The 20,505-nt window shown below is 61.2% G+C and carries 20 protein-coding genes and 1 tRNA gene; 18 read left to right on the forward strand and 3 right to left on the reverse strand.

Translation table 11 applies throughout. The features are described 5' to 3' along the window. Positions 1-137: 137 nt before the first annotated feature. The gene (gene glmS / locus ABXR19_RS08560) at positions 138-1,988 is read right to left on the reverse strand and encodes a glutamine--fructose-6-phosphate transaminase (isomerizing) (protein WP_354600701.1); all 1,851 of its coding nucleotides are present in this window, start codon (positions 1,986-1,988) and stop codon (positions 138-140) included. Positions 1,989-2,572: 584 nt separating this feature from the next. On the opposite strand from glmS, the gene ABXR19_RS08565 reads away from it, so the two are divergent. The 13 genes from ABXR19_RS08565 to ABXR19_RS08625 all read left to right on the forward strand — a co-directional run bounded on the left by ABXR19_RS08565 (position 2,573) and on the right by ABXR19_RS08625 (position 12,959). Next, a complete protein-coding gene (locus tag ABXR19_RS08565; protein WP_354600702.1) occupies positions 2,573-3,751 on the forward strand; it encodes a hypothetical protein in 1,179 nt (392 codons plus the stop codon). A gap of 131 nt (positions 3,752-3,882) precedes the next feature. Next, positions 3,883-4,332 (forward strand): SRPBCC domain-containing protein, encoded by a 450-nt coding sequence (locus ABXR19_RS08570; protein WP_354600703.1) that lies wholly within the window; start codon positions 3,883-3,885, stop codon positions 4,330-4,332. Positions 4,333-4,545: 213 nt separating this feature from the next. Beyond that, complete coding sequence (locus tag ABXR19_RS08575; protein WP_354600704.1) at positions 4,546-5,232, forward strand: dihydrodipicolinate reductase; 687 nt, start codon at positions 4,546-4,548, stop codon at positions 5,230-5,232. A 78-nt stretch (positions 5,233-5,310) separates the two neighbouring features. After that, positions 5,311-5,718 carry a VOC family protein gene (locus tag ABXR19_RS08580; protein ID WP_354600705.1) on the forward strand — a complete coding sequence of 136 codons (408 nt, stop codon included), beginning with the start codon at positions 5,311-5,313 and terminating at the stop codon, positions 5,716-5,718. A gap of 101 nt (positions 5,719-5,819) precedes the next feature. Continuing rightward, positions 5,820-6,167: a DUF167 domain-containing protein gene (locus tag ABXR19_RS08585; RefSeq protein WP_354600706.1), complete on the forward strand. Its 348-nt coding sequence runs from the start codon at positions 5,820-5,822 to the stop codon at positions 6,165-6,167. A gap of 212 nt (positions 6,168-6,379) precedes the next feature. Beyond that, positions 6,380-6,844: an Lrp/AsnC family transcriptional regulator gene (locus ABXR19_RS08590; RefSeq protein ID WP_354600707.1), complete on the forward strand. Its 465-nt coding sequence runs from the start codon at positions 6,380-6,382 to the stop codon at positions 6,842-6,844. A 103-nt stretch (positions 6,845-6,947) separates the two neighbouring features. Continuing rightward, positions 6,948-7,766 carry a hypothetical protein gene (locus ABXR19_RS08595; protein ID WP_354600708.1) on the forward strand — a complete coding sequence of 273 codons (819 nt, stop codon included), beginning with the start codon at positions 6,948-6,950 and terminating at the stop codon, positions 7,764-7,766. Between the two features lie 135 nt (positions 7,767-7,901). Then, positions 7,902-8,657, forward strand: coding sequence for a hypothetical protein (locus tag ABXR19_RS08600; protein ID WP_354600709.1), 756 nt, complete (start codon positions 7,902-7,904; stop codon positions 8,655-8,657). Between the two features lie 288 nt (positions 8,658-8,945). Beyond that, positions 8,946-9,392 (forward strand): hypothetical protein, encoded by a 447-nt coding sequence (locus tag ABXR19_RS08605; RefSeq protein WP_354600710.1) that lies wholly within the window; start codon positions 8,946-8,948, stop codon positions 9,390-9,392. Positions 9,393-9,554: 162 nt separating this feature from the next. Continuing rightward, positions 9,555-11,459 (forward strand): B12-binding domain-containing radical SAM protein, encoded by a 1,905-nt coding sequence (locus tag ABXR19_RS08610; RefSeq protein WP_354600711.1) that lies wholly within the window; start codon positions 9,555-9,557, stop codon positions 11,457-11,459. Positions 11,460-11,645: 186 nt separating this feature from the next. Next, a complete protein-coding gene (gene rsmD / locus ABXR19_RS08615) occupies positions 11,646-12,197 on the forward strand; it encodes a 16S rRNA (guanine(966)-N(2))-methyltransferase RsmD (RefSeq protein ID WP_354600712.1) in 552 nt (183 codons plus the stop codon). Next, positions 12,194-12,682 carry a pantetheine-phosphate adenylyltransferase gene (gene coaD / locus ABXR19_RS08620; protein ID WP_354600713.1) on the forward strand — a complete coding sequence of 163 codons (489 nt, stop codon included), beginning with the start codon at positions 12,194-12,196 and terminating at the stop codon, positions 12,680-12,682. Before rsmD ends, coaD begins: the two co-directional genes overlap by 4 nt. 28 nt (positions 12,683-12,710) lie before the next feature. Next, the gene (locus ABXR19_RS08625) at positions 12,711-12,959 is read left to right on the forward strand and encodes a YfhL family 4Fe-4S dicluster ferredoxin (RefSeq protein ID WP_354600714.1); all 249 of its coding nucleotides are present in this window, start codon (positions 12,711-12,713) and stop codon (positions 12,957-12,959) included. Between the two features lie 235 nt (positions 12,960-13,194). Here the strand turns inward: ABXR19_RS08625 and ABXR19_RS08630 are convergent, their stop codons facing one another. Together ABXR19_RS08630 and mutM are read right to left on the reverse strand one after the other, a co-directional pair. After that, positions 13,195-15,156 (reverse strand): dynamin family protein, encoded by a 1,962-nt coding sequence (locus tag ABXR19_RS08630; RefSeq protein ID WP_354600715.1) that lies wholly within the window; start codon positions 15,154-15,156, stop codon positions 13,195-13,197. 120 nt (positions 15,157-15,276) lie between these two features. Then, positions 15,277-16,092, reverse strand: coding sequence for a bifunctional DNA-formamidopyrimidine glycosylase/DNA-(apurinic or apyrimidinic site) lyase (gene mutM / locus ABXR19_RS08635; RefSeq protein ID WP_354600716.1), 816 nt, complete (start codon positions 16,090-16,092; stop codon positions 15,277-15,279). Between the two features lie 86 nt (positions 16,093-16,178). On the opposite strand from mutM, the gene ABXR19_RS08640 reads away from it, so the two are divergent. From ABXR19_RS08640 to ABXR19_RS08660, 5 genes are all read left to right on the forward strand, one after another. Continuing rightward, positions 16,179-17,816, forward strand: coding sequence for a tetratricopeptide repeat protein (locus tag ABXR19_RS08640; RefSeq protein WP_354600717.1), 1,638 nt, complete (start codon positions 16,179-16,181; stop codon positions 17,814-17,816). A gap of 14 nt (positions 17,817-17,830) precedes the next feature. Next, the gene (lolB, locus tag ABXR19_RS08645) at positions 17,831-18,406 is read left to right on the forward strand and encodes a lipoprotein insertase outer membrane protein LolB (protein ID WP_354600718.1); all 576 of its coding nucleotides are present in this window, start codon (positions 17,831-17,833) and stop codon (positions 18,404-18,406) included. Continuing rightward, positions 18,403-19,269 (forward strand): 4-(cytidine 5'-diphospho)-2-C-methyl-D-erythritol kinase, encoded by an 867-nt coding sequence (gene ispE, locus ABXR19_RS08650; RefSeq protein ID WP_354600719.1) that lies wholly within the window; start codon positions 18,403-18,405, stop codon positions 19,267-19,269. The genes lolB and ispE overlap by 4 nt, the downstream gene beginning before the upstream one ends. Positions 19,270-19,327: 58 nt before the next feature. Continuing rightward, positions 19,328-19,401 (forward strand) — tRNA-Gln (locus ABXR19_RS08655). A gap of 81 nt (positions 19,402-19,482) precedes the next feature. Beyond that, positions 19,483-20,439, forward strand: coding sequence for a ribose-phosphate pyrophosphokinase (locus tag ABXR19_RS08660; protein WP_354600720.1), 957 nt, complete (start codon positions 19,483-19,485; stop codon positions 20,437-20,439). The last annotated feature ends 66 nt before the right edge of the window (positions 20,440-20,505 follow it).

The following is a 20,505-nucleotide window of genomic DNA, read 5'->3' on the forward strand; positions in this document are numbered from 1 at the left end:
GGCCGTCCCGTCTGCCGTTTCGCTGTCTTTGAACATCAATGTCGCCAGTAAGCGACATTGTTATTCAGTAAGCGACTTTGTTATCTAGTAAGCGACTTTGTTATTTACGCACATTATTGTCACGGAACAAAGGACGCTCATTCCACCGTCACGCTCTTGGCCAGATTGCGCGGCTTGTCCACGTCGGTGCCGCGTGCGCAGGCGGTGTGGTAGGCCAGCAGTTGCAGCGGCACCACGTGCAGGATCGGTGACAGCGCGCCGTAGTGCTCCGGCATGCGGATCACGTGCACGCCCGGCTCGCTCTCGATGCGTGAATCGGCATCAGCGAACACGTACAGCTCGCCGCCGCGCGCCTTCACTTCCTGCATATTGCTTTTGAGTTTATCGACCAGCGCATCATTCGGCGCCACGGTCACCACGGGCATCTCACTGTCCACCAGCGCCAGCGGGCCGTGCTTGAGTTCGCCGGCCGGATAAGCCTCGGCGTGGATGTAGGAGATTTCCTTGAGCTTGAGCGCGCCTTCCAGCGCAATCGGGTAATGCAGGCCACGGCCCAGGAACAGCGCGTTCTGCTTCTTCGCGAAGTCCTGCGACCAGGCGATGATCTGCGGCTCCAGCGCCAGCACGCCTTGCAGCGCGACCGGAAGGTGGCGCATCGCACGCAGGTACTCGGCTTCCTGCGCATCGCTGAGGCGCCCACGCGTCTGCGCAATCGCCAGGGTCAGCAGGAACAGGCCGGCCAGCTGGGTGCTGAAAGCCTTGGTCGAAGCCACGCCGATCTCGATGCCGGCGCGCGTGATGTAGGCCAGCTTGCATTCACGCACCATCGCGCTGGTGGCCACGTTGCAGATCGTCAGCGTGTGCTCCATGCCCAGGCTGCGCGCGTGTTTCAGTGCGGCCAGGGTGTCCGCCGTCTCGCCCGACTGGGTGATCGTTACCACCAGCGAACGCGGATTCGGCACGCTGTCGCGGTAACGGTATTCGCTGGCGATCTCCACCTGGGTGCTGATGCCGGCGATGGATTCCAGCCAGTATTTCGCCGTGCAGCCTGCGTAGTAACTGGTGCCGCAGGCGAGAATCAGCACCGAATCGATGTCCTTGAACACCTTGTAGGCGCCGTCGCCGAACAGCTCGGGACTGATGCCTTCAACGCCTTGCAGCGTGTCGCCAATCGCGCGCGGTTGCTCGAAGATTTCCTTCTGCATGAAGTGGCGATACGGGCCCAGCTCGGCCGCGCCGCTGTGCGCGTATACCGTGCGCACTTCGCGCTCCACGCGCTTGAAACTCAGTTGCGCCCCCTCGCCTTCGCGCGTCTCGATCCAGTATTTGCCGACCTGCAGGTCGACCATGTCGCCCTCTTCCAGATACACGATCTGGTTGGTCACGCCCGCCAGCGCCATCGCATCGGAGGCGAGGAAATTTTCCCCTTCGCCCACACCCAAGATCAGCGGCGAACCGGCGCGCGCGCCCACCACGCGATGCGGCTCGTCGCGGCAGAACACGGCAATCGCATACGCACCCTTCAGCTGCACGATGGCGGTTTTCACGGCCGCGAACAAGTCGCCGTCGTAATGCAGATCGACCAAGTGAGCGATCACCTCGGTGTCGGTCTGGCTGGCAAATTCGTAGCCCTTGGCGCGCAGCTCGGCACGCAGCTCGTCGTGATTCTCGATGATGCCGTTGTGCACCAGCGCGATGCGCGCATTCGCCAGGCTGGGCGAGAAATGCGGATGCGCGTTATGCACCGCCGGCACCCCGTGCGTGGCCCAGCGCGTGTGCGCAATCCCGGTGAAGCCGGCCACGCCATCTTCCGCAATCAGCGCATCCAGCTCCGCCACGCGCGAAGTGGACCGCGCCCGGCGCAGCGCGCCATCCTGATGCACCGCCACGCCGCAGGAGTCGTACCCCCTGTATTCGAGGCGCTTGAGGCCCTCAACGAGGATGGAAACGATGTTGCGCTGGGAAACGGCTGCGACGATGCCACACATGGTGGGTTCCAGTTCGGAAGGGTTGCGATGCCGGCCATGCTAGCGGGGGTCATTCAAAATATGCTTGCAAATAAGCCATCAATAAGACTATTTATTTCACAAGATAGACTCTGTGAAATATAATTTCACACTCGCTGGCACAAAAGAAGCTCGGGCAGCACAGGACTTTCCAGCAACTACCTCAAGAGCCCCGCCCGGCCTTGCTCTTCAGGCAGGCCTCATGAAGAGGCATAGCCCGCGCGCTCGTCCGGACAGGCAAGGCCAAGACGTTTGCTGCAGGGGGCTTTGCGAAAAGGCCGGGATCACGGGCGGATCGCGCATTGCCCCGGTCATGCATCTGGCTTACATTGGGCTGGCGGCACAAAGCACGCCCGGCAGGCGCGGATTGATTCAAGCGGAAAAGTGAGGTTTTTCACAATTCTGTTAGTGCAGCACAAACCGTAGCACAGTGCCGGAAACGCAAGCTGCAAGCCATTCTTCGCTGTAAGGCGGCGCCATGTTAGGGAGCACGCGCCGATGTTATGCAGCAAAACTGCTTCCTATAACAAGTTAGGCATCAGAAGTGTCAGCCTAGAGGGGCAACGATGACCGAATCAAACATGCCCGATGGAATTCCTCTTGTAATGGCCGTTAGCGCACCGCTGAAGCTCATTGCGAAAGACGGACGCGACAGTTGGAAGCCTTCGTTGCAGGATATCAATCGGTCAACCTACGACTACTTGAAGCTCAATCGTGCAAGTGGATTTATCGATGGCAACGTGGCGCCTTACATGATGCTCGTAGGCTTCGATGGCAGTTTGGCCATGCCTGCGTTGCCGGAGTTCTCGAATCCGGATGCCGCCCTAAAGATGTTCAATCGCGTATTTCTAGAGATGCTTCTTGGTGGCGTATACACGGAGGGGGCGCTGCCCGCTGATATTTGCACAGGATGGCTCTTTAATACCGGCTACATACGCATGCATGGTGGCACGAGCCGAACAACATCGCTGCATTTTTCGCTCCGAGATCGGAGTGCAAGTGTCAGCGACAACATCGTACTGCTCGATCAGAAGCCAATCACTCTTGCAAAGTTGCAAAAGGCTATTGCTCGCGGACGCGCGATACTTGATAAGTGTGATCCCATCAGTCCTGAAATTGCATTGGCTGGTACAACGCACTACGTAGCTGGGGCACTGGCCGAGGCGCTAACCTGCATTTGGACCTCTATAGAGCAGATAATTAGTCGAATATGGCGCGTCGAAGTCGAGTCAAAGGCTTCGGTTGACGCCATCCCCAATCGCAGCGGTTTTCTCAAGGACTATCGAGTATGGACAACCTCGGCCCGTATAGAACTGCTATTTCAGAAAGGGGTTGTCGAGGCAGGCACGTATAAATTGCTTAACGTTGCGCGTAAAGCCCGCAATGAGTTCATACACCGCGGATCGCAGCCAGACTTGCCGGATGCAACAGCGGCGCTCACCGGGATGTTCCAGCTTCTTTCTTCGTGCTCAAGCGACTACAAAAATACGTTGCTGCTCGACGAAACGTGTCGCCAAGTAATTGCTCGATGTATCCGGAGGCCCCGCACCGAGGAAAAACTGGAGCCGAGCTACTGGAGAGACATTGCTCGCCTGCCTGGCGAGCCTCAATTCAAAGGCAAATACAAGCCATTCGACTTGCAGTTGAAGCCGATATCAACGTTCGATCCGGCTTATGCGGCAAAGGCGGCACGCGCGAAATCGGATGCGAACCAAGCCGAACAGACCGAGGCAGGCTCAAATTGATGCGCACAAGGGTTTGCACTGCACTGATGCCTAACCCTGCGTTCGAGGCGACCTGCGCGAAAAGCCGCGCAGGCGCCTCAACTCCACGCTAGCCAATATCAAAACCCAGTCCGCATTTTGGGAGTAGTAATATGGAAGCCATCGAAAACCGCTCTGATTCAAGAAGCATCTTCATCGCAGCAAGCCCGGCGCAGGTCTTCGCTGCGATGAACGACCCGGCTCGGGTCGCCCGTTGGTGGGGGCCTGATGGCTTCAGGAACACCATTCATGAGTTCGACTTCCGAGCCGGCGGCATCTGGTTGCTCACCATGCACGGGCCCGATGGCAAGGATTATCCGAACGAGAGCCGCTTCACGCGGATTGTGACCGATGAGCTTTTCGAGATCGAACACTTCTCTGGTCACCACTTCATTCTGTCCATCGAATTAAGGCCATTCGAGCAAGGTACGCAGATTCACTGGCGTCAAACCTTTGATACGGCTGAGCACTACGCAGGAATCGCCCAGTTCGTTGCAAATGCCAATGCGCAGAACTTGCAGCGACTGGCGGCAGAAGTTTTGCACACAGGCAACGCCGCCTGACCGTGAAACAACCAAGCTCAAGCCAGGTGGAGCGGGTCATTGACCCGCGCGGGCAAGCCTCCGCTCCGGCATGCTGGCGTTACGCGCGATGAAACAGGACCAGGTCTTGTCTTTTGCCGGCCCCAGCCGTCCGTGCGGCCTGCAAGCGCCCAGCTCGCAGAAAAATGAATGTTTTACCCCGCCGCCTCGCGGCAATCATTGAGATCAGACAGTATGGACAAGGCAGTCATCATCGTTGCAGGCACGGGCAAGCTAGCCCGGGAACTCTTGGGCGCTTTGCCGGGCGCATTAGCGTCCGCCGAGGTGATTGCCTGGGCGGATGCGGGCAAGGACGCAGGCAGCGCCATCGTCGTGCATGCCGGCTCGGGCCGGGAACTGGAAGAGATCATCTGCTACTGCCAGACAACGAAATCGACGCTGGTGGAGCTGGCTACGGGGTCTGAAATCGAGCAGCGCGGCTTCGACTTCCCGGTGGTGCTGTGCCCCAACACCAATATCCTGATGCTCAAGTTCATGGCGATGCTGGCGGCGAGCGGGTCACTGTTCAGGAATTACCAAGTAAGCATTACCGAATCACATCAGGCTGAAAAATCATCGGTGCCCGGCACCGCAGTCGCGTTGGCGCAATCGCTGGGCGTGCCAAGCGAAGCGATCCGTTCCATCCGGGACCCGCAAGCGCAGCAGGACGACCTGAAAATCCCCGCCGAATACCTTGCGCGGCATGCTTTCCACCGCATCGAGATTGAAGATCAGGTGGGCCGCGTCGTGCTGGAAACCAGCGTATTCGGCCCGGCGCCCTACGCGGAAGGTTTGGCACAGATCATTGCCGCGATTCGATCCCACACGCTTGAGAATCGGCGCTACAGCGTGATGGAGTTTATTGAGAATGGCTGGGTTTAGCCGGCAGGCAGGCGGTGCACATGCGCGTCAAACCCTCCTCGACCTGATTTCGCCAACTAACTGCTACAAGGAGCACAGATGATTGATCACACCGGCATCAACGTCAGCGACCTCGCCGCCAGCAAGGCGTTCTATCAAACAGCCCTCGCCCCGCTCGGATACACCATCAAGCTTGAATTGAAAAATGCGGCGGGGTTTGGCGAAAAGGATGGAGGCGATCCCGGCGGTGATTTCTGGCTTTCGTCTGGCACGCCATTCACGCCAAGAAGCCATATTGCCTTCCATGCAAAGAGCGAGGCAGACGTGATTGCCTTCCATGAGGCCGCATTGAAAGCAGGCGCGAAAGACAACGGCGCTCCGGGCCTGCGCCCGCATTATCACAAGAGCTATTACGCGGCTTTCGTCTACGACCTGGATGGATACAACATAGAAGCGGTTTGCCACGGAAATAGTCAGGCTCCGTCCATCACGCCCGACGTGGTTTAGAAATGCTGCGCAAGCATTCAACGCGGGTGGTGGCTTCGCCTAACCGCCCTTGACTCAGCAATTCGTTCGTCATCCATGAACCCCAAACCATCAAACCCAAAATGCCCCGCCTGAAATCGAAAAACGGCCCCTTCTGTTTCTGGGACGGCGAGACGCTGGTGCTCAACATCCTCGGCACGCCGCGCGCCAAGACCGATGCGATCGGCAAGGGCAAAGGCCATCAGCTATGCGTCAGCGTTACGGCCACGCCCGTGGCAGGGCGGGCGACCGACCACATGCTGCGCTTTCTGGCGCCGGAGTTCGGGGTGGAGCCGAAAGACATCGAGGTGGTGTTTGGCCGCTTCAATATCAATAAGCAACTACGCATCGCCTCACCCAAGCGCCTGCCCGCCGTTGTCAGCAAGGCGCTGGCACGGCAGGCAGGTGATGCGGAGGAGCCGGCGTTATGAAAGAGGGGGCGGCTGTCGCCTCGCCCAAGCCACCCCGCGAAAGCTGCGCGCAGAAAGGATCTACAGGCAGTCAGGCCGAAGAGCTGCTTGCATGAGGGCTGTGCAGGCATAGAGCCTGAAGACGCCCGCCACGAGCGGCTCTCCAGCCACTCAGTCCTCGGTACTCAGAACTCGGCACTTTTTTAACTCAGAACCCAGCACTTGTGAAACAAATGGACCCCACCGACCTCCGCATCCTCGCCCTGCTGCAGACCGACGCGTCACTTTCCAATCAGGATCTGGCGGCGCGCGTGCATGTATCGCCGGCGACCTGCCTGCGCCGGGTGAAACGTCTGACCGACGCGGGCATCATCGAGCGCCGGGTGGCGATCCTGTCGCCCGAGAAAATCGGCGCGGGGCTGACGGCGATCATCGAGGTGACGCTGGATCAGCAGGCCAGCGAACGCCTGGCAGCCTTCGAGGCGCGCGCGGCGGGCGATGCGGCTGTGCAGCAGTGCTACCGGGTGTCATCCGGGCCGGATTTCGTGCTGATCCTGCAGGTGGCAGACATGGATGCGTATAACCAGACGGCGCAGCGTCTGTTCGCGGCGGACGCGAATGTACGTAACGTGCGGGCGTTCTTCTCTGTGCATCGGGCGAAATTCGGTACGCAGATCGTGCTGCCGGCGCCGACTTGAGGCTCTGAGCGCGCTATTCACGCGTTGCAATCAGGGTGGCATGTTTTTCGGTCACAAAATACAATCGTCAACTTCCTGAATTAACCACCCACCGGGGCGCGCCATGGAACCGCAATACCGCATCGTGTTCAGCGGAGAAATTCGCGAGGGCCTGAGCCCAACCAAGGTGCGGGCGAATGTGGCTGCGCGCCTGAGCGTGGGCGCACAGCAGATCGAGCGGATATTTTCCGGCAAGCCGGTGGTACTGAAAAATGGCGTGTCCGAAGCTGCGGGGATCGCCTACGGCGAACGCCTGAGCAGGCTGGGCATGATCGTGAGCATGGAGGCGATGCCCGGATCGACGCCGCCTGCCGCGATTGAGCCGCCGCAGGAGGAAGCGCCGGAAGCCGCGCCGGTGCCGGCTTCGACGCCCTTCCCGACCCTGGATTCCGAGCCGCAAGCCGAGCCCGTGACCACGGCACCCGAAGCCGCCCCGTCAGCGGCCGCCGCAGCCATCGCGCCTCCCGCGCCGAAGAAGCCGATCCGCAGTAACGCGGACGAGGCCTGGCTGAGCAGCTCCAGTTTCGCCAATCTGGCACGCACGCATCTGAATCTGGCGCGCGCCGAGGCGCTGCTGAACGGTTCGGAATACACCGGCAGCATCATTACGCCGCCCGAGGAACGCCCCTGGCCGCCGCTGGAAACGGAAGCGCCGCCCACGCAGGTTGAGGCGCTGGTCGAAACTGACAGTGCGCCAGAAGCCGAGGCGCCCGCAGTCGAGCCTCCGGCTCCAGAACCGGTTGCGAGCAGCTTCGTGATCATTCCGGGCACGGGGCAGGAAAACTCGCTGGTGCTGAGTGGATCTTTCCTGTGCAGCGAATGCGGCACCACACATCAAGTGCACGCCAACATCCAGATCCAGCTGACGAAGCTTCCGGATTGAGTCCGGGCCAAGCGCCGCACGCCGGGCGGCCGGCCGATGCCGGCCCCGCCAAGTAGATTGTTGTCTCCCAAAAGAAATCGTGGTCGGTTAATCTCCGGCTGCGATTGCCACGCATGCGTCAAACAAGGGAGCGACATGGACAAAATTTTTCGGATTGTCTTTCAGGGTGGCCTGCGTGAAGGCCTTGATCCAGCCCTCGTGCGGCAACAGGCAACGGCCCGCCTGAAGGCCAACCCGGCGCAGGCTGAACGTATCTTTTCCGGCGAGCGCGTGCTGCTCAAACAGAATCTCGACGCTGCGCAGGCCAAGGCGTATCAAAGTGCGCTGGCGCAGCTCGGGATGCTGGTCACACTGGAAGAGATGAGCCCAGCGGCCCCAGCCGCCGCCTTGAGCGCGCCGCCGCGCATTGAAGCCCCCAAGCCGGCCGAACTCTGCCAGTTTCAGCGCACCCACATCAATCTGGCCCGCGCCGAGGCGCTGCTGAACGGCACCGATCCGACCCAGCTAGCGCCCACCATCGCGGCGCCTATGCCTGTGGCTGCCCAGCCCAGACGCAGCGTTCCCCGTGCTGCCGTCGAACCCCGCACGCCGAACGACGACTGGATGCACGAATCGGGCTTTGTCAGTCTGGAGCGCGCCCAGAAAAGGCTGGCCGACGCCGCCGCGCAATTCAGTCAGCCCGCCGAAATGCCCGCACACGCAGCCCGCCAGTCGCTGCCAGAGGGCGCGCCGAGCACCGTCATCATCATCCCGCCCGCCCCAGCCACACGCCCGGCACAGATTTTCAGCAGCCAGTTCCAGTGCCGCCACTGCGGCACCGAACACCAGATTGAAAGCCATCTGCAGCTGAACATCACGACCATGCCCGCAGGCGAGCGCGCGGTGAGCTGAGCGGGAGGCTGAACCGGGCCTGGAAGGGCGACGTTCACGAAAATCCGGCGTCTGTCCTCCTGAAAAGATACAGCCTGCAGAGCCGCACGGAGCCTCGCTCCGCAGCCACCATGCCTGAAGAAGCCCGCCAGAAGAGGCTCTTCAGGCAGACATTTGAGCATTCCGTTTTCGCCGGACGATTGAGTAAGAATAAATCTGACAACTTTTGTTGCAGCGGCCCAAAAACCCTCCTCAGCACACGGAATCTATGTAAATTCCAGCAAATCAAACATGCATCTGTAGCAAACAATGAAAACAGGATTTCGCCTCGTTTTCCGTGGTGGGGTTTGCAGCCGCACACTGCCGGAAAACGAAGTCCGCGCAGCCATCGCGCGGGTTTTAAAGCTCGACGATGAACAGATCGCCCAGCTGTTCGCCGACCAAGTCTTCACGCTGGACAAGGCGTTCGATCAGGCCAGCGCCCTCAACTGCGTGGCCTATCTGCAAAAGCTGGGACTGGATGTCGTTCTGGATCAACCACACAGCGCACACAATCCCCCCGCACCACAAGCCGCCGCCCGCTGGCTGAGTGACTCCGGTCTGGGTAGTGGTTTCACCCAGACCCAGCTCAACATGGCGCGCGCCGAGGAGCTGCTACAAGGTTTCGCACCGGATGCAGATGCCCGTCCGCCCTTCGCTGGCGCGGATGTAAACCAAGCTGGCAGCGCAACGCCCACAAACGACGCTACGAAGTAGGCAGATCCCACTGGCACAGGCCGTAGAATGGCGGCTTCCGCCCTGTTTTCACGCCCTATTCCAATTCCAGATAGAGACGAGACGCGAAGACGAGCCGCTGACAGTGCTATGGCACGGCAAGGCGAAGTCGACAAAGTATCGTTTCTATCTGGAATTGGAATTATGTCTGTCACTCCTCAACGCGTCCTTGCTGTCATCCCGCCGATGACGCAGCTGAACACGCCCTACCCTTCAACGGCCTACCTGACCGGCTTCCTGCGCACGCAGGGCGTCGACGCCGTGCAGGAAGACCTGGCCATCGCGCTGGTGTTGCGCCTGCTCTCGCCGGCCGGGCTGGATGAAATCCGCACGCAGATAGAAACCACGCTGGCGAAATCGCGCAGCGCGAATGTCGCCGCCTTCCTCGAAAATTTCGCCGCCTACCGCGCCAGCATCGGCCCGGTGATCGCCTTCCTGCAGGGTCGCGATTCGACCCTGGCCTATCGCATCTGCGGCGGCGCCTACCTACCCGAGGGCAGCCGTTTCGATTCGCTGGATGCCTACGTCGATCCCGATGGGGGCGACCCGCTGGCCTGGGCCTTCGGCTCGCTGGGCCTGCAGGATCGCGCCCGCCATCTGGCCACGCTGTATCTGAATGATCTGGCCGACGTGATCCGCGAAGGCGTCGACGCGCGCTTCGAGTTCGTGCGCTATGCCGAATCGATTGCCATGGCGCAAGCGACTTTTGAACCCTTGGCCGCCGCGCTGGCTGCGCCCGAGAATCTGATCGACGCGACACTGAAAACCCTCACGCTGGACGCGCTGGCCCGTCACCAGCCGCAAGTCGTGCTGATCTCCGTGCCCTTTCCCGGCACGGTGTACGCGGCCTTTCGCATCGCCCAGACGATCAAGGCGCACGACCCGGCGATCACCGTGGTGCTCGGCGGCGGCTTCGCCAATACCGAGCTGCGCGAACTGACGGAACCGCGCGTCTTCGACTATTTCGATTTCATCACCCTGGACGATGGCGAGCGCCCGACCCTGGCGCTGCTCGAACACTTGCGCGGCAAGCGTGGCAATGGCCGTCTGGTACGGACCTTCCTGCGCAAAGACGGTGCGGTCAGCTACGTGAATTTCCCCGAGCCGGACGTGCCCTTTGCGGAAGTCGGCGCACCCACCTGGGACGGTCTGCCGATTGACCGTTACCTCTCCGTCATGGACATGCTGAACCCCATGCATCGCCTGTGGAGCGACGGACGCTGGAACAAGCTGACCGTGGCACATGGCTGCTACTGGAAAAAATGCAGCTTCTGCGACGTAAGTCTGGATTACATCTCGCGTTACGAAACGGCCAACGCCGAGATCCTCGTGGACCGCATCGAGGCGATCATCGCCGAGACGGGCCAGACCGGCTTTCACTTCGTCGACGAAGCTGCGCCGCCCAAGATGCTGCGCGCATTGGCCGAAGAGCTGCAGCGCCGCAATCTGGCGATCACCTGGTGGGGCAACATCCGCTTCGAGAAATCCTTCACCCCAGAGCTCGCCGAACTGCTTGCGCAGAGCGGCTGCATCGCCATTTCCGGCGGGCTGGAGGTGGCCTCGGACCGCCTGCTCACGCTGATGCAGAAAGGCGTTTCGGTCGATCAGGTCGCGCGCGTCACGCATGCTTTTGCCGAGGCCGGCATCCTCGTGCATGCCTACCTGATGTACGGCTTCCCGACTCAGACCGTGCAGGACACGGTGGATGCGCTCGAATACGTGCGCCAGCTGTTCGAGGCCGGCTGCATCCAGTCCGGTTTCTTCCACCGTTTCGCCTGCACCGTGCATTCGCCGGTCGGCAAGAACCCACAGGATTACGGCATCCAGCTGGTGCCGCTGCCGCCGGTGAGCTTCGCCAAGAACGACATCCGCTTCATCGACCCGACCGGCGTGGACCACGATGAGCTGGGTCGCGCCCTGACCAAGGCGCTGTACAACTTCATGCACGGCATCGAGCTGGGGCGCGACGTGCGCTCGTGGTTCGAAATGCGCGTGCCACGGCCACAGGTGGCGAAGAATTTCATTGTGCGGGCGCTGGCAGATCGCTGATCGCGAGTCGGAACGGCGCGAGTCGCAAGTCGCAAGTCGCCAAACCCAAAATCAAAAATCAAAAACCCAACCCTCACCCCGACTCGCGACTTGCGACTCGCGACTTGCGACTTGCGACTTGCGACTCGCGACTTGCGACTCACGGCGTGCGAAAATGCGCGACTCATTCGCTGACGGATTACTCTCTTGAGCAAAGTTCGCATCGTGGGCGGCACGCACCGCTCGCGCCTTATCGACGTTGCCGACGCCATCGGCCTGCGCCCGACGCCGGATCGCGTGCGCGAAACCCTGTTCAACTGGCTGGGCCAGGATCTGGACGGATTGCGCTGTCTGGACCTGTTTGCCGGTACGGGCGCGCTCGGGTTCGAAGCGGCTTCGCGCGGCGCGGCCAGCGTAGTGATGGTGGAATCCGCAGCCAAGGTGATGGCACATTTGCGCAGCGCCAATGCCCAGCTGCAGTTCAGCAACGTGCGGATTCAAGCCGGTGATGGTCTGAAGTTCCTGCAGGCCACACCGCTGCAGTTCGATCTGGTGTTTCTCGACCCGCCTTACCGTCAGGGCTGGCTGGACCGCCTGGCGCCGCATCTGGCGCGCGTACTGGCGCCCGGCGCGCGGGTGTATGTCGAGGCCGAAGAGGCCGTCGACAGCCTGGCGGCTCTGCATCTTCTGAAGTCCGGCAAGGCAGGTCAGGTACACTACCGGCTGTTCAGCCAAACCGCAGCAGGAGATTCCGCATGAATCCACGCATCGCCGTTTACCCCGGCACCTTCGACCCGCTCACGCGGGGCCACGAAGATCTGGTGCGCCGCAGTGCACGGATCTTCGATCACATCATCCTTGGCGTGGCCGCCAGCAGCGGCAAGAATCCCCTGTTCTCGCTGGCCGAGCGGGTCGAGATCGCCCACGAAGTTCTGGCAGATCAACCGAACATCGAGGTGCTGGGCTTCTCCGGACTGCTGATCGATTTCGTACGCGAGAAAAGGGCGGGGGTAATCGTACGCGGGCTGCGTGCGGTGTCCGACTTCGAATATGAGTTTCAGATGGCGGGCATGAACCGTCGTCTGCACCCGGACGTGGAGACCATGTTCCTCACGCCCGGTGAGGAAAACATGTTTCTCTCCGCCACCATGGTGCGCGAAATCGGCTTGCTCGGCGGCGACGTGAGTACCTTCGTGCAGCCCTGCGTGACCGAACGCATCCGCCAGAAACTGGCGCAACGCTAAACCCATTTAAACGACAGGAAATATCAGCATGTCCCTGATAATCACCGACGACTGCATCAACTGCGATGTGTGCGAGCCGGAATGCCCGAACAACGCCATCTCGCAAGGCGAGGAAATCTACGAGATCGATCCGGACAAGTGCACCGAATGCGTCGGCCATTACGACGAGCCGCAATGCCAGCAGGTCTGCCCGGTGGATTGCATTCCGCACAACCCGGACATGGTGGAGAGCGCCGATCAGCTGATGGCCAAGTTCATCAAGCTGACGCAAAAGTAGCAGGGTGCGCATTGCGCACCATTCCCACTCCGTGATCACCACCCGGACCGCGTGCGCGGTGCGAACCCTACGCCGAGCGGCATGCAGCCTTACTCTCCACGGAACATGCCGGTACAGGCTTGCTGGGTGCGCCTTTTCGAACATGCACACTGAAGAAGTCCGTCCAGAGCGGCTCTTCAGGCAGGAAACAAAAAAACCGGGCAGCGCCCGGTTTTTTTGTTGAATCGCCGGAAGCTCAAGCCGCCAGTTCGTCCTCGCGGCGCGGACTGCCCAACGATGCGCCCAGGGCGATTTCGATCACGCCACGCATCGCGTCAATTTCTTCGACCTGACGCAGCAGCGCGCCTTCGGCCTGCATCAATTCCTTGATGCGTTCTTCCAGCGTGCCGGTGGCTTCGTGCACGCGCTTGACGCTTTCCAGGCGGCGTTTGAGTTGCAACTGGTATTCGCGCACCTGCGTTTCCAGCGGCGACATCACCACGCGCAGCCATTGTTCGACATCGCGGTTGGCGATTTCGAAAGTCTTGCGCGCTTCGAGCGCCACGGTTTCAAAGAAACGCTGGGTCAGCGTGCCTTTGGTGTGCGTCACCATCGAGGCGAGGGTATTGATTTCCTCGTTGAAGGCGTTCTCCAGCCGCAGGATGTCACGCTCGTAACGCATGGTCGAAAAGCTGTTCGGCGGCGCCAGCTTGAGGCCGTGCTCCACCGCGAAGCGCTTGTACATGGCATCCAGCATGTTGCTGATTTCGCTGATGTCCGTCGCTGAATTACGCAGCTTGCCGCGCAGGGTTTCGAAGAACTCCTGCATGGCCGTGCGCAGATCGCGCGAGAAGGTCGCGCCACCCATGGCGTCGCGCGTGCGGCGGGTTTCGGAACGCACCGCATCCATGCCGATGTGCGAGAACACCTTGTTCGACAGACTGGTGAACACGCTGCGCACCGCGTGGTATTTCTGCAAGCCACGGTCGAACTCGTCTTTCTCGGTGCGCACCTTGCGCATCATGTATTCGATGACGCTCTGATTCTTGCCGCGCAGATCCGCCATTTCCTTGAGCTGCTCGCGCAGGCCGATCAAGCGCGTGTGCAACAACTCGCTGGCACGACGGATGATTTCGCCGGTTTCGAGCAAGGCGTTTTCGCGGATGATCTGCTGACGCGTGGGCAGCAATTCGGTGGACAGGGCCGCTTCCAGCGAGCCGATGCGCGAACGCTCCAGCAAGGCTGCGTCCTGGCTCACCTTGGCGAGCAAAGCTTTTTGCGCGGAAACCGGGAAGACCAGATCCTCGGGGATTTCCAGGGTGCTGGCGACCGAGCGCACCTGCTTGCTGATCTCGGCATTGATCTCGGTTTCGGAACGCAGACCGTCCCACAAACCGTCGATCTTGTTGAGCACCACCACGCGACCATGGCGCTGAGTACGCCCGACATTGACGTGACGCTGCCAGACCTGCAGATCGCTGTGGGTAACGCCGGTATCGGCGGCCAGAATGAAAAGGACGGCATGCGCACTGGGCAGCAACGACAGGGTCAGTTCCGGCTCGGAACCAATGGCATTCAAACCCGGCGTGTCGATAATGACCAGGCCCTGTTCCAGCAAGGGGTGCGGAAACTGCACGATGGCGTGGCGCCAGCAGGCAATCTCGATCATTCCGTTCGCATCAGGCTTGGTGCCCTCGACGCCGGTGTCGTCGACCGCGAAACCGAGCTCCTCGGCTTTTTCGCGCGGCACCATACGGGTTTCGCCGACGCGCGCAAAGGCGCGTTGCAGGCTTTCGGCGTCATCCAGAGCAATCGGCTCGAACACCCATTCGGCCGGCATGCGGCGCAGGTCGGCCACGCTTTCCTGGCGATCACGGGTTTCAATCGGCAGCAGGCGTACGCCCGGCGTCTGGCCTGCTTCCCACTGCAGCTCGGTCGGGCACATGGTGGTGCGGCCGGCGCTGGAAGGCAGGATGCGGCTACCGTAATGCGAGAAGAATACGGCGTTGATCAGTTCGGATTTGCCACGCGAGAATTCGGCCACAAAGGCGACAACCAGCTTGTCTTCCTTCAGACGTTCGAGCACGCACTGCAGGCGCAGATCGGTCTGTGCATCGCCGATGTCATTGTGGTTCAGCCAGCCGCGCAGGTGCTGCACGGCATTGCCGACATCGGCACGCCAACGGGTGTATGCGGAAAAACTGTCAATCAGCGCCATACGAGGCTTCTCCTGGTCTTGCTGTTCTGGACAGCCCGTGCACGGGCTGAGCACATATTCTGAAAGGGTAGCATACCCCAATGCAATCAAGGCTTTGGCCTGTGATTGCAGAATTCACATTTACTTGCGCTGACAGCGCGGGCAATAGAAGCTGGCGCGCTGCCCCATCACAAGGCGCCGGATCGGGCTGGCGCAGACGCGACAGGGCTCGTCATCACGGCCATAGACAAAGTATTGCTGCTGAAAATAGCCCGCCGAGCCGTCGCTATGAACGAAATCGCGCAGGCTGCTGCCACCGGCCGCGAGCGCGTCTTGCAGGGTTTCGCGGAGACAACTCGCGAGCCGCTCGCAACGCGCTTTCGAGAGCTTGCCGGCCGGCGTCTGCGGATGGATACGCGCCCGAAACAGGCTTTCAGACGCATAAATATTGCCGACACCCACCAGCAGGTGGCCGTCCATGATCAGCAGCTTGATCGGCGTTGCGCGCCCCCGGCACAAGCCCTGCAGGGCAGCGCCATCAAAGCCGGGCTCCAGCGGCTCGAGGCCCAGACGCGCCAGCAGCGGGTGTGCTGCGGCCGGATGATCCAGCCACAAAACCGCCCCGAAACGCCGCGGGTCACGCAAACGCAGCGCCTGCGCGCCCACGACCAGATCGAAATGATCATGTTTCTCGGCCGGCAGGTCCGCCGCCACGATGCGCAAACTGCCGGACATGCCCAAGTGCAACAGCAGGCAGCCCTCGGCGAATTCCACCAGCAGATACTTGCCGCGCCGCCGCACCGCCAGCACAACCTGCCCCGGCAAGCGCTGCACCAGATCGTCCGGCACCGGGTAACGCAAACGTGGCTGACGCACCCGCACGGCAGTGACGCGCTGCCCGCACAGATGCGGCGCGATGCCCCTGCGCGTGATTTCGACTTCCGGCAACTCGGGCATTTGGCGTGGGTCTGATGTTGTTGAAGAGGCAAAACTCTACACTGCTGCTAACATCCCTGACACAAGTCCTCACAACAGAGAGAATCATGTCATCCCCCTTCTGCCTGCGCCCGCTGCTATTCGTTCTCGGCTGTGCCACCGCCTTAAGCGGCGCGGGCATTGCCTGTGCAGATACCCCTCCTGCAAAGGCCGAGCCGGCGCCGGTCTCCAAGCCACGTCCGCCGCTGTCCAGCCCTCAGCTCCTGCTGCAACTGATGGTCAGCGAAATTGCCTATGCGCGTGGCGACCTGGAAACAGCGCTGGCCGGCTACGGCGATCTGGCCAAACGCTCGGACGATCCGCGCATCAGCCAGCGCGCCAATGAGATCGCCACCACCAGCATCCTGCTCAACGCCTCCGGCAAACCGGCTGAAGCCGAAGCGGCGATCAAGGCGGCACTGGCACGTCAGGAAGCCACGCGTGGCACGCTGCTGCTGCAATTGCCGGGCATCTTTGCGCGCAGCACGGATAAAGTTGCCACCGCCCGGATCATCGAACGCCTGAGCACGCCCTACCTGAGCCTGCCCGAAGCTCACCTCGCCCGTGCCCAGGCCGAACTGGATGCCGGCAATGCCGCCGCCGCCCACGCCGCAGCGGGCGAAGCACTACGCCTCAAGCCCGACCTGGAACGCGCCGCCTTGCTGCAGGCACAGAGTGCGCCACCCGATCAGCTAAAAACCAGCATGGAGGCGCTCGGAGCCTTCGGCCAACGCCATCCACAAGCCCTCGACGCGCGCCTGAATTACGCCCGCTGGCTGGCCGTTGAGAAACGCAGCAAGGAATCCACCGAGCAATATCAGAAAATGCTCAGCGAGTTCCCGGACAACGATGCCCTGGCTTTCGCCATCGTCGGCATTGCGGCGCAGGCCGAAGATCTGGCGACCGCCGAACGCCTGCTGACGCGGCTGGTACAGCGCGGCTGGGGCGAAGTCGAACGCCTGCGCCTGCTGCTGGGCGAAGTACAAACCGAACGCGGTCGCCGTGATGAAGCATTGCAGACCTTCGAAAACGTGCGCCCCGGCGCGCATTTCGTGAATGCACAGGTAGCCAAAGCACGCCTGCTCGCCGCCCAGGGAAAGACCGACGAGGCCGTACAAAGCCTGCACGAAGCAGGGGCGCGTAGCGCCGAGTCGCTTACCGCGCTGCAGTCTGCCGAAGCTCAGTTATTGCGCCAGCTTGGCAAGCAGGAAGCCGCCAGCAAGGTGTTACAAGCCCTGCTGGCCCGTGAACCGGACAACATTGAGGCGCTCTATGACGCCGCCTTGCTGGCAGAGCAAATGGGGCAACCGGCGCAAATGGAACAAGGCTTGCGCCGCGTCATCGTGCTCAAACCCGACCATGCTCACGCCCTCAATGCGCTGGGTTATTCCTTCGCGGATCGCAATATCCAGCTGGACGAAGCCGAGCAGCTGCTGAGCAAGGCAATCAAACTGGCACCGGATGACGCCGCCATTCTCGACAGCGTCGGCTGGCTGCATTTTCGCCAGGGCAAGCTGGCAGAATCGCTCGCAACCCTGCAACGCGCCTATGCCAAATTCCCTGACGCAGAGGTGGCCGGCCATCTGGTCGAAGTCCTGTGGGCCAGCGGAGAGCAAGATGCCGCGCGCAAGCTGATGAATGAAGCCCTCAAGACCAGCCCGGCCAGCGTGCCACTCAAAGCCCTGTCGGCCCGCCTCGGCCTGTGACACAAGGATTGATTTTGAAGTCTTTTTACCGCATCTTTAGCACGGCCCTGCTCTGCGTATTGCTAGCCGCTTGCAGCCCGCAAGCGGCCAAGCAGGATCTGCCCGCACGTCCGCAGCGCGAAAGCATCCAGCGCTTCTCTCTTGAAGCCCGCATCGCCATCCGCCAGCCCGGCAGCTCCAATACCATCCGCATGAACTGGGAGCACGCCCACAACACCGATCTGATCGGCTTTGCCGGCCCACTCGGCAATCAGCTCGCCGAACTTCAGCGCGACAGCCTGGGGGCGCGCTGGATCAGTGCCGATGGCGAACGTCAGGAAGCTCGCGATGCCGATCAGCTACTTGCACGCCTGACCGACACCCCGCTGCCGCTGGACAGCCTGGCCCTGTGGGCGCTGGGCCGTGTCAGTGATCGGGCGGAGAACGTGCAGCGTGATCCCGACAATCGCCTGCTCCTCGCCACCGACATGGGCTGGACGCTGCGGATCAGTCGTTACGAGAACGACACCCCGAACGCACTGCCCGCCATGCTGGAAATCGAGCACGACACGTTACGCATTCGCCTCGCGATTGAAGCCTGGCAGCTATGAGTAGCGAATTCCTGCTGTGCCCGGCCCCGGCCAAGATCAACCTGTTCCTGCATGTCACAGGACGGCGCGCCGATGGCTACCATCTGCTGCAGACGGCGTTTCGCATGCTGGATCACGGCGACACCCTCGGTTTTCGCGTCCGCGGCGATGGCGCAATCCAGCGCCTGAGCGAAGTGCCGGGCGTGCCAGCCGAATCCGATCTGATCGTGCGCGCTGCGCGCCTGCTGCAAAGCAAGACACACTGCCGTCTGGGCGTTGACCTGCAAGTCGACAAGCACCTGCCCATGGGCGGCGGTCTGGGCGGCGGCAGCTCGGATGCGGCCACCACCCTGCTCGCCCTGAATCATTTATGGGCGCTGGATGTGCCGCGTCAAAAACTGCAATCCTGGGCCCTGGAACTGGGCGCTGACGTCCCTTTCTTCGTCTATGGACGCACCGCACTGGCCGAAGGCGTAGGCGAAGAACTTCAGCCGCTGGGCCTGTTGCCAAGCTGGTATGTCGTCATCGAACCACCCGTCAGCGTACCGACCGTAGAAATTTTTTCCGCAAAGGAATTGACTCGCGACACCGAAGCCCTCAGAATTGCGGGCTTCGCAGTTACCGAAACGGAACAACGCCTGCTGCAAGGGCGTAATGATCTGGAGCCGGTAGCCTGTAGTCGCTACCCTGTGATTCAGAAGGCGCTAGACGCCCTGGAACCCTTCGGTAGCCCTCGCATGAGTGGTTCGGGAGCCTGTGTGTTCCTGCCGTGTGAGCGCCAGGCAGCTGCGGAAACAGTGGTGAAAATCCTGCAGACCGAATGGAAGGTCTGGTGCGCTCCGGCGCTGGATACACACCCACTGCTGGCTTGGGCCAGAGATTGAAAGAATTTTTGTCAGGCGGACTACAGCGTTGGAGTCCGCAGGACGATAGAAGGTTTGTTGGGGAGTCGCCAAGTTGGTCAAGGCACCGGATTTTGATTCCGGTATTCGAAGGTTCGAATCCTTCTTCCCCAGCCCTACATGTTCGGGCAGGTCACAGCCGAGGCTGTCGGCCTGCCCGAATCGTTTCTGCCAACGCAATCTCACGAGGTGGTCATGGCTTACCGCAGCCTGATGGTCTTCACTGGCAACGCCAACCCCAAGCTGGCCGCCGATGTTGTCAAACGCCTGGGCATCGCAGTCGGATCGGCCACCGTTGGCCGCTTCTCCGATGGCGAAGTGAATGTCGAACTGCTTGAAAATGTCCGGGGTAAAGACGTTTTCGTGCTGCAACCGACCTCCACCCCGACCAACGACAATCTGATGGAACTGATCATCATGGTCGACGCACTCAAACGCGCCTCGGCCGGCCGGATCACTGCCGCCATCCCCTATCTGGGCTATGCCCGTCAGGATCGCCGCCCGCGTTCAGCGCGCGTGCCAATCACGGCCAAGGTCGTTGCCAACATGCTGCAGGCCGTGGGCGTGCAACGCGTGCTGACGGTTGATCTGCACGCCGACCAGATCCAAGGCTTCTTCGATATCCCGGTCGACAACATCTACGCTACGCCCTTGATGCTCTCGCATCTGCGCAAGGCCGAGCAAGGCGGCAACCTGATGGTGGTTTCGCCAGACGTTGGCGGCGTGGTACGTGCCCGTGCGGTTGCCAAGCAACTCGAAACCGAGCTGGCCATCATCGACAAGCGTCGTCCGAAAGCCAATGTCTCGGAAGTCATGAACATCATCGGCGACGTGGAAGGCCGTACCTGCGTGATCGTCGATGACATCGTCGATACCGCCGGCACCCTGTGCAAGGCCGCCCAGGCGCTCAAGGAACATGGCGCCAAGCGTGTAGTGTCCTACATCACCCACGCGGTGTTGTCCGGCGCTGCAATCGCGCGCATCCAGGAATCCGAACTGGACGAGCTGGTGGTCACCGACACCATCGCCCTGCGCGACGAAGCGAAAGCCTGTTCCAAGATCAAGCAAGTCGGCATCGGCTCCCTGTTGGCCGACACCATGCTGCGCATCAGCAACGAAGAGTCCGTCTCCTCGCTGTTCATGGACGAATAAATTTCGTATTTTTTGAGGCGGAGCCATTTCGGTACCGCTTTTTGTGTCGGTGAAAGCCTGGTCGCG

It is taken from the genome of Uliginosibacterium flavum (genome assembly GCF_040566545.1).
Lineage (GTDB): Bacteria > Pseudomonadota > Gammaproteobacteria > Burkholderiales > Rhodocyclaceae > Uliginosibacterium > Uliginosibacterium flavum.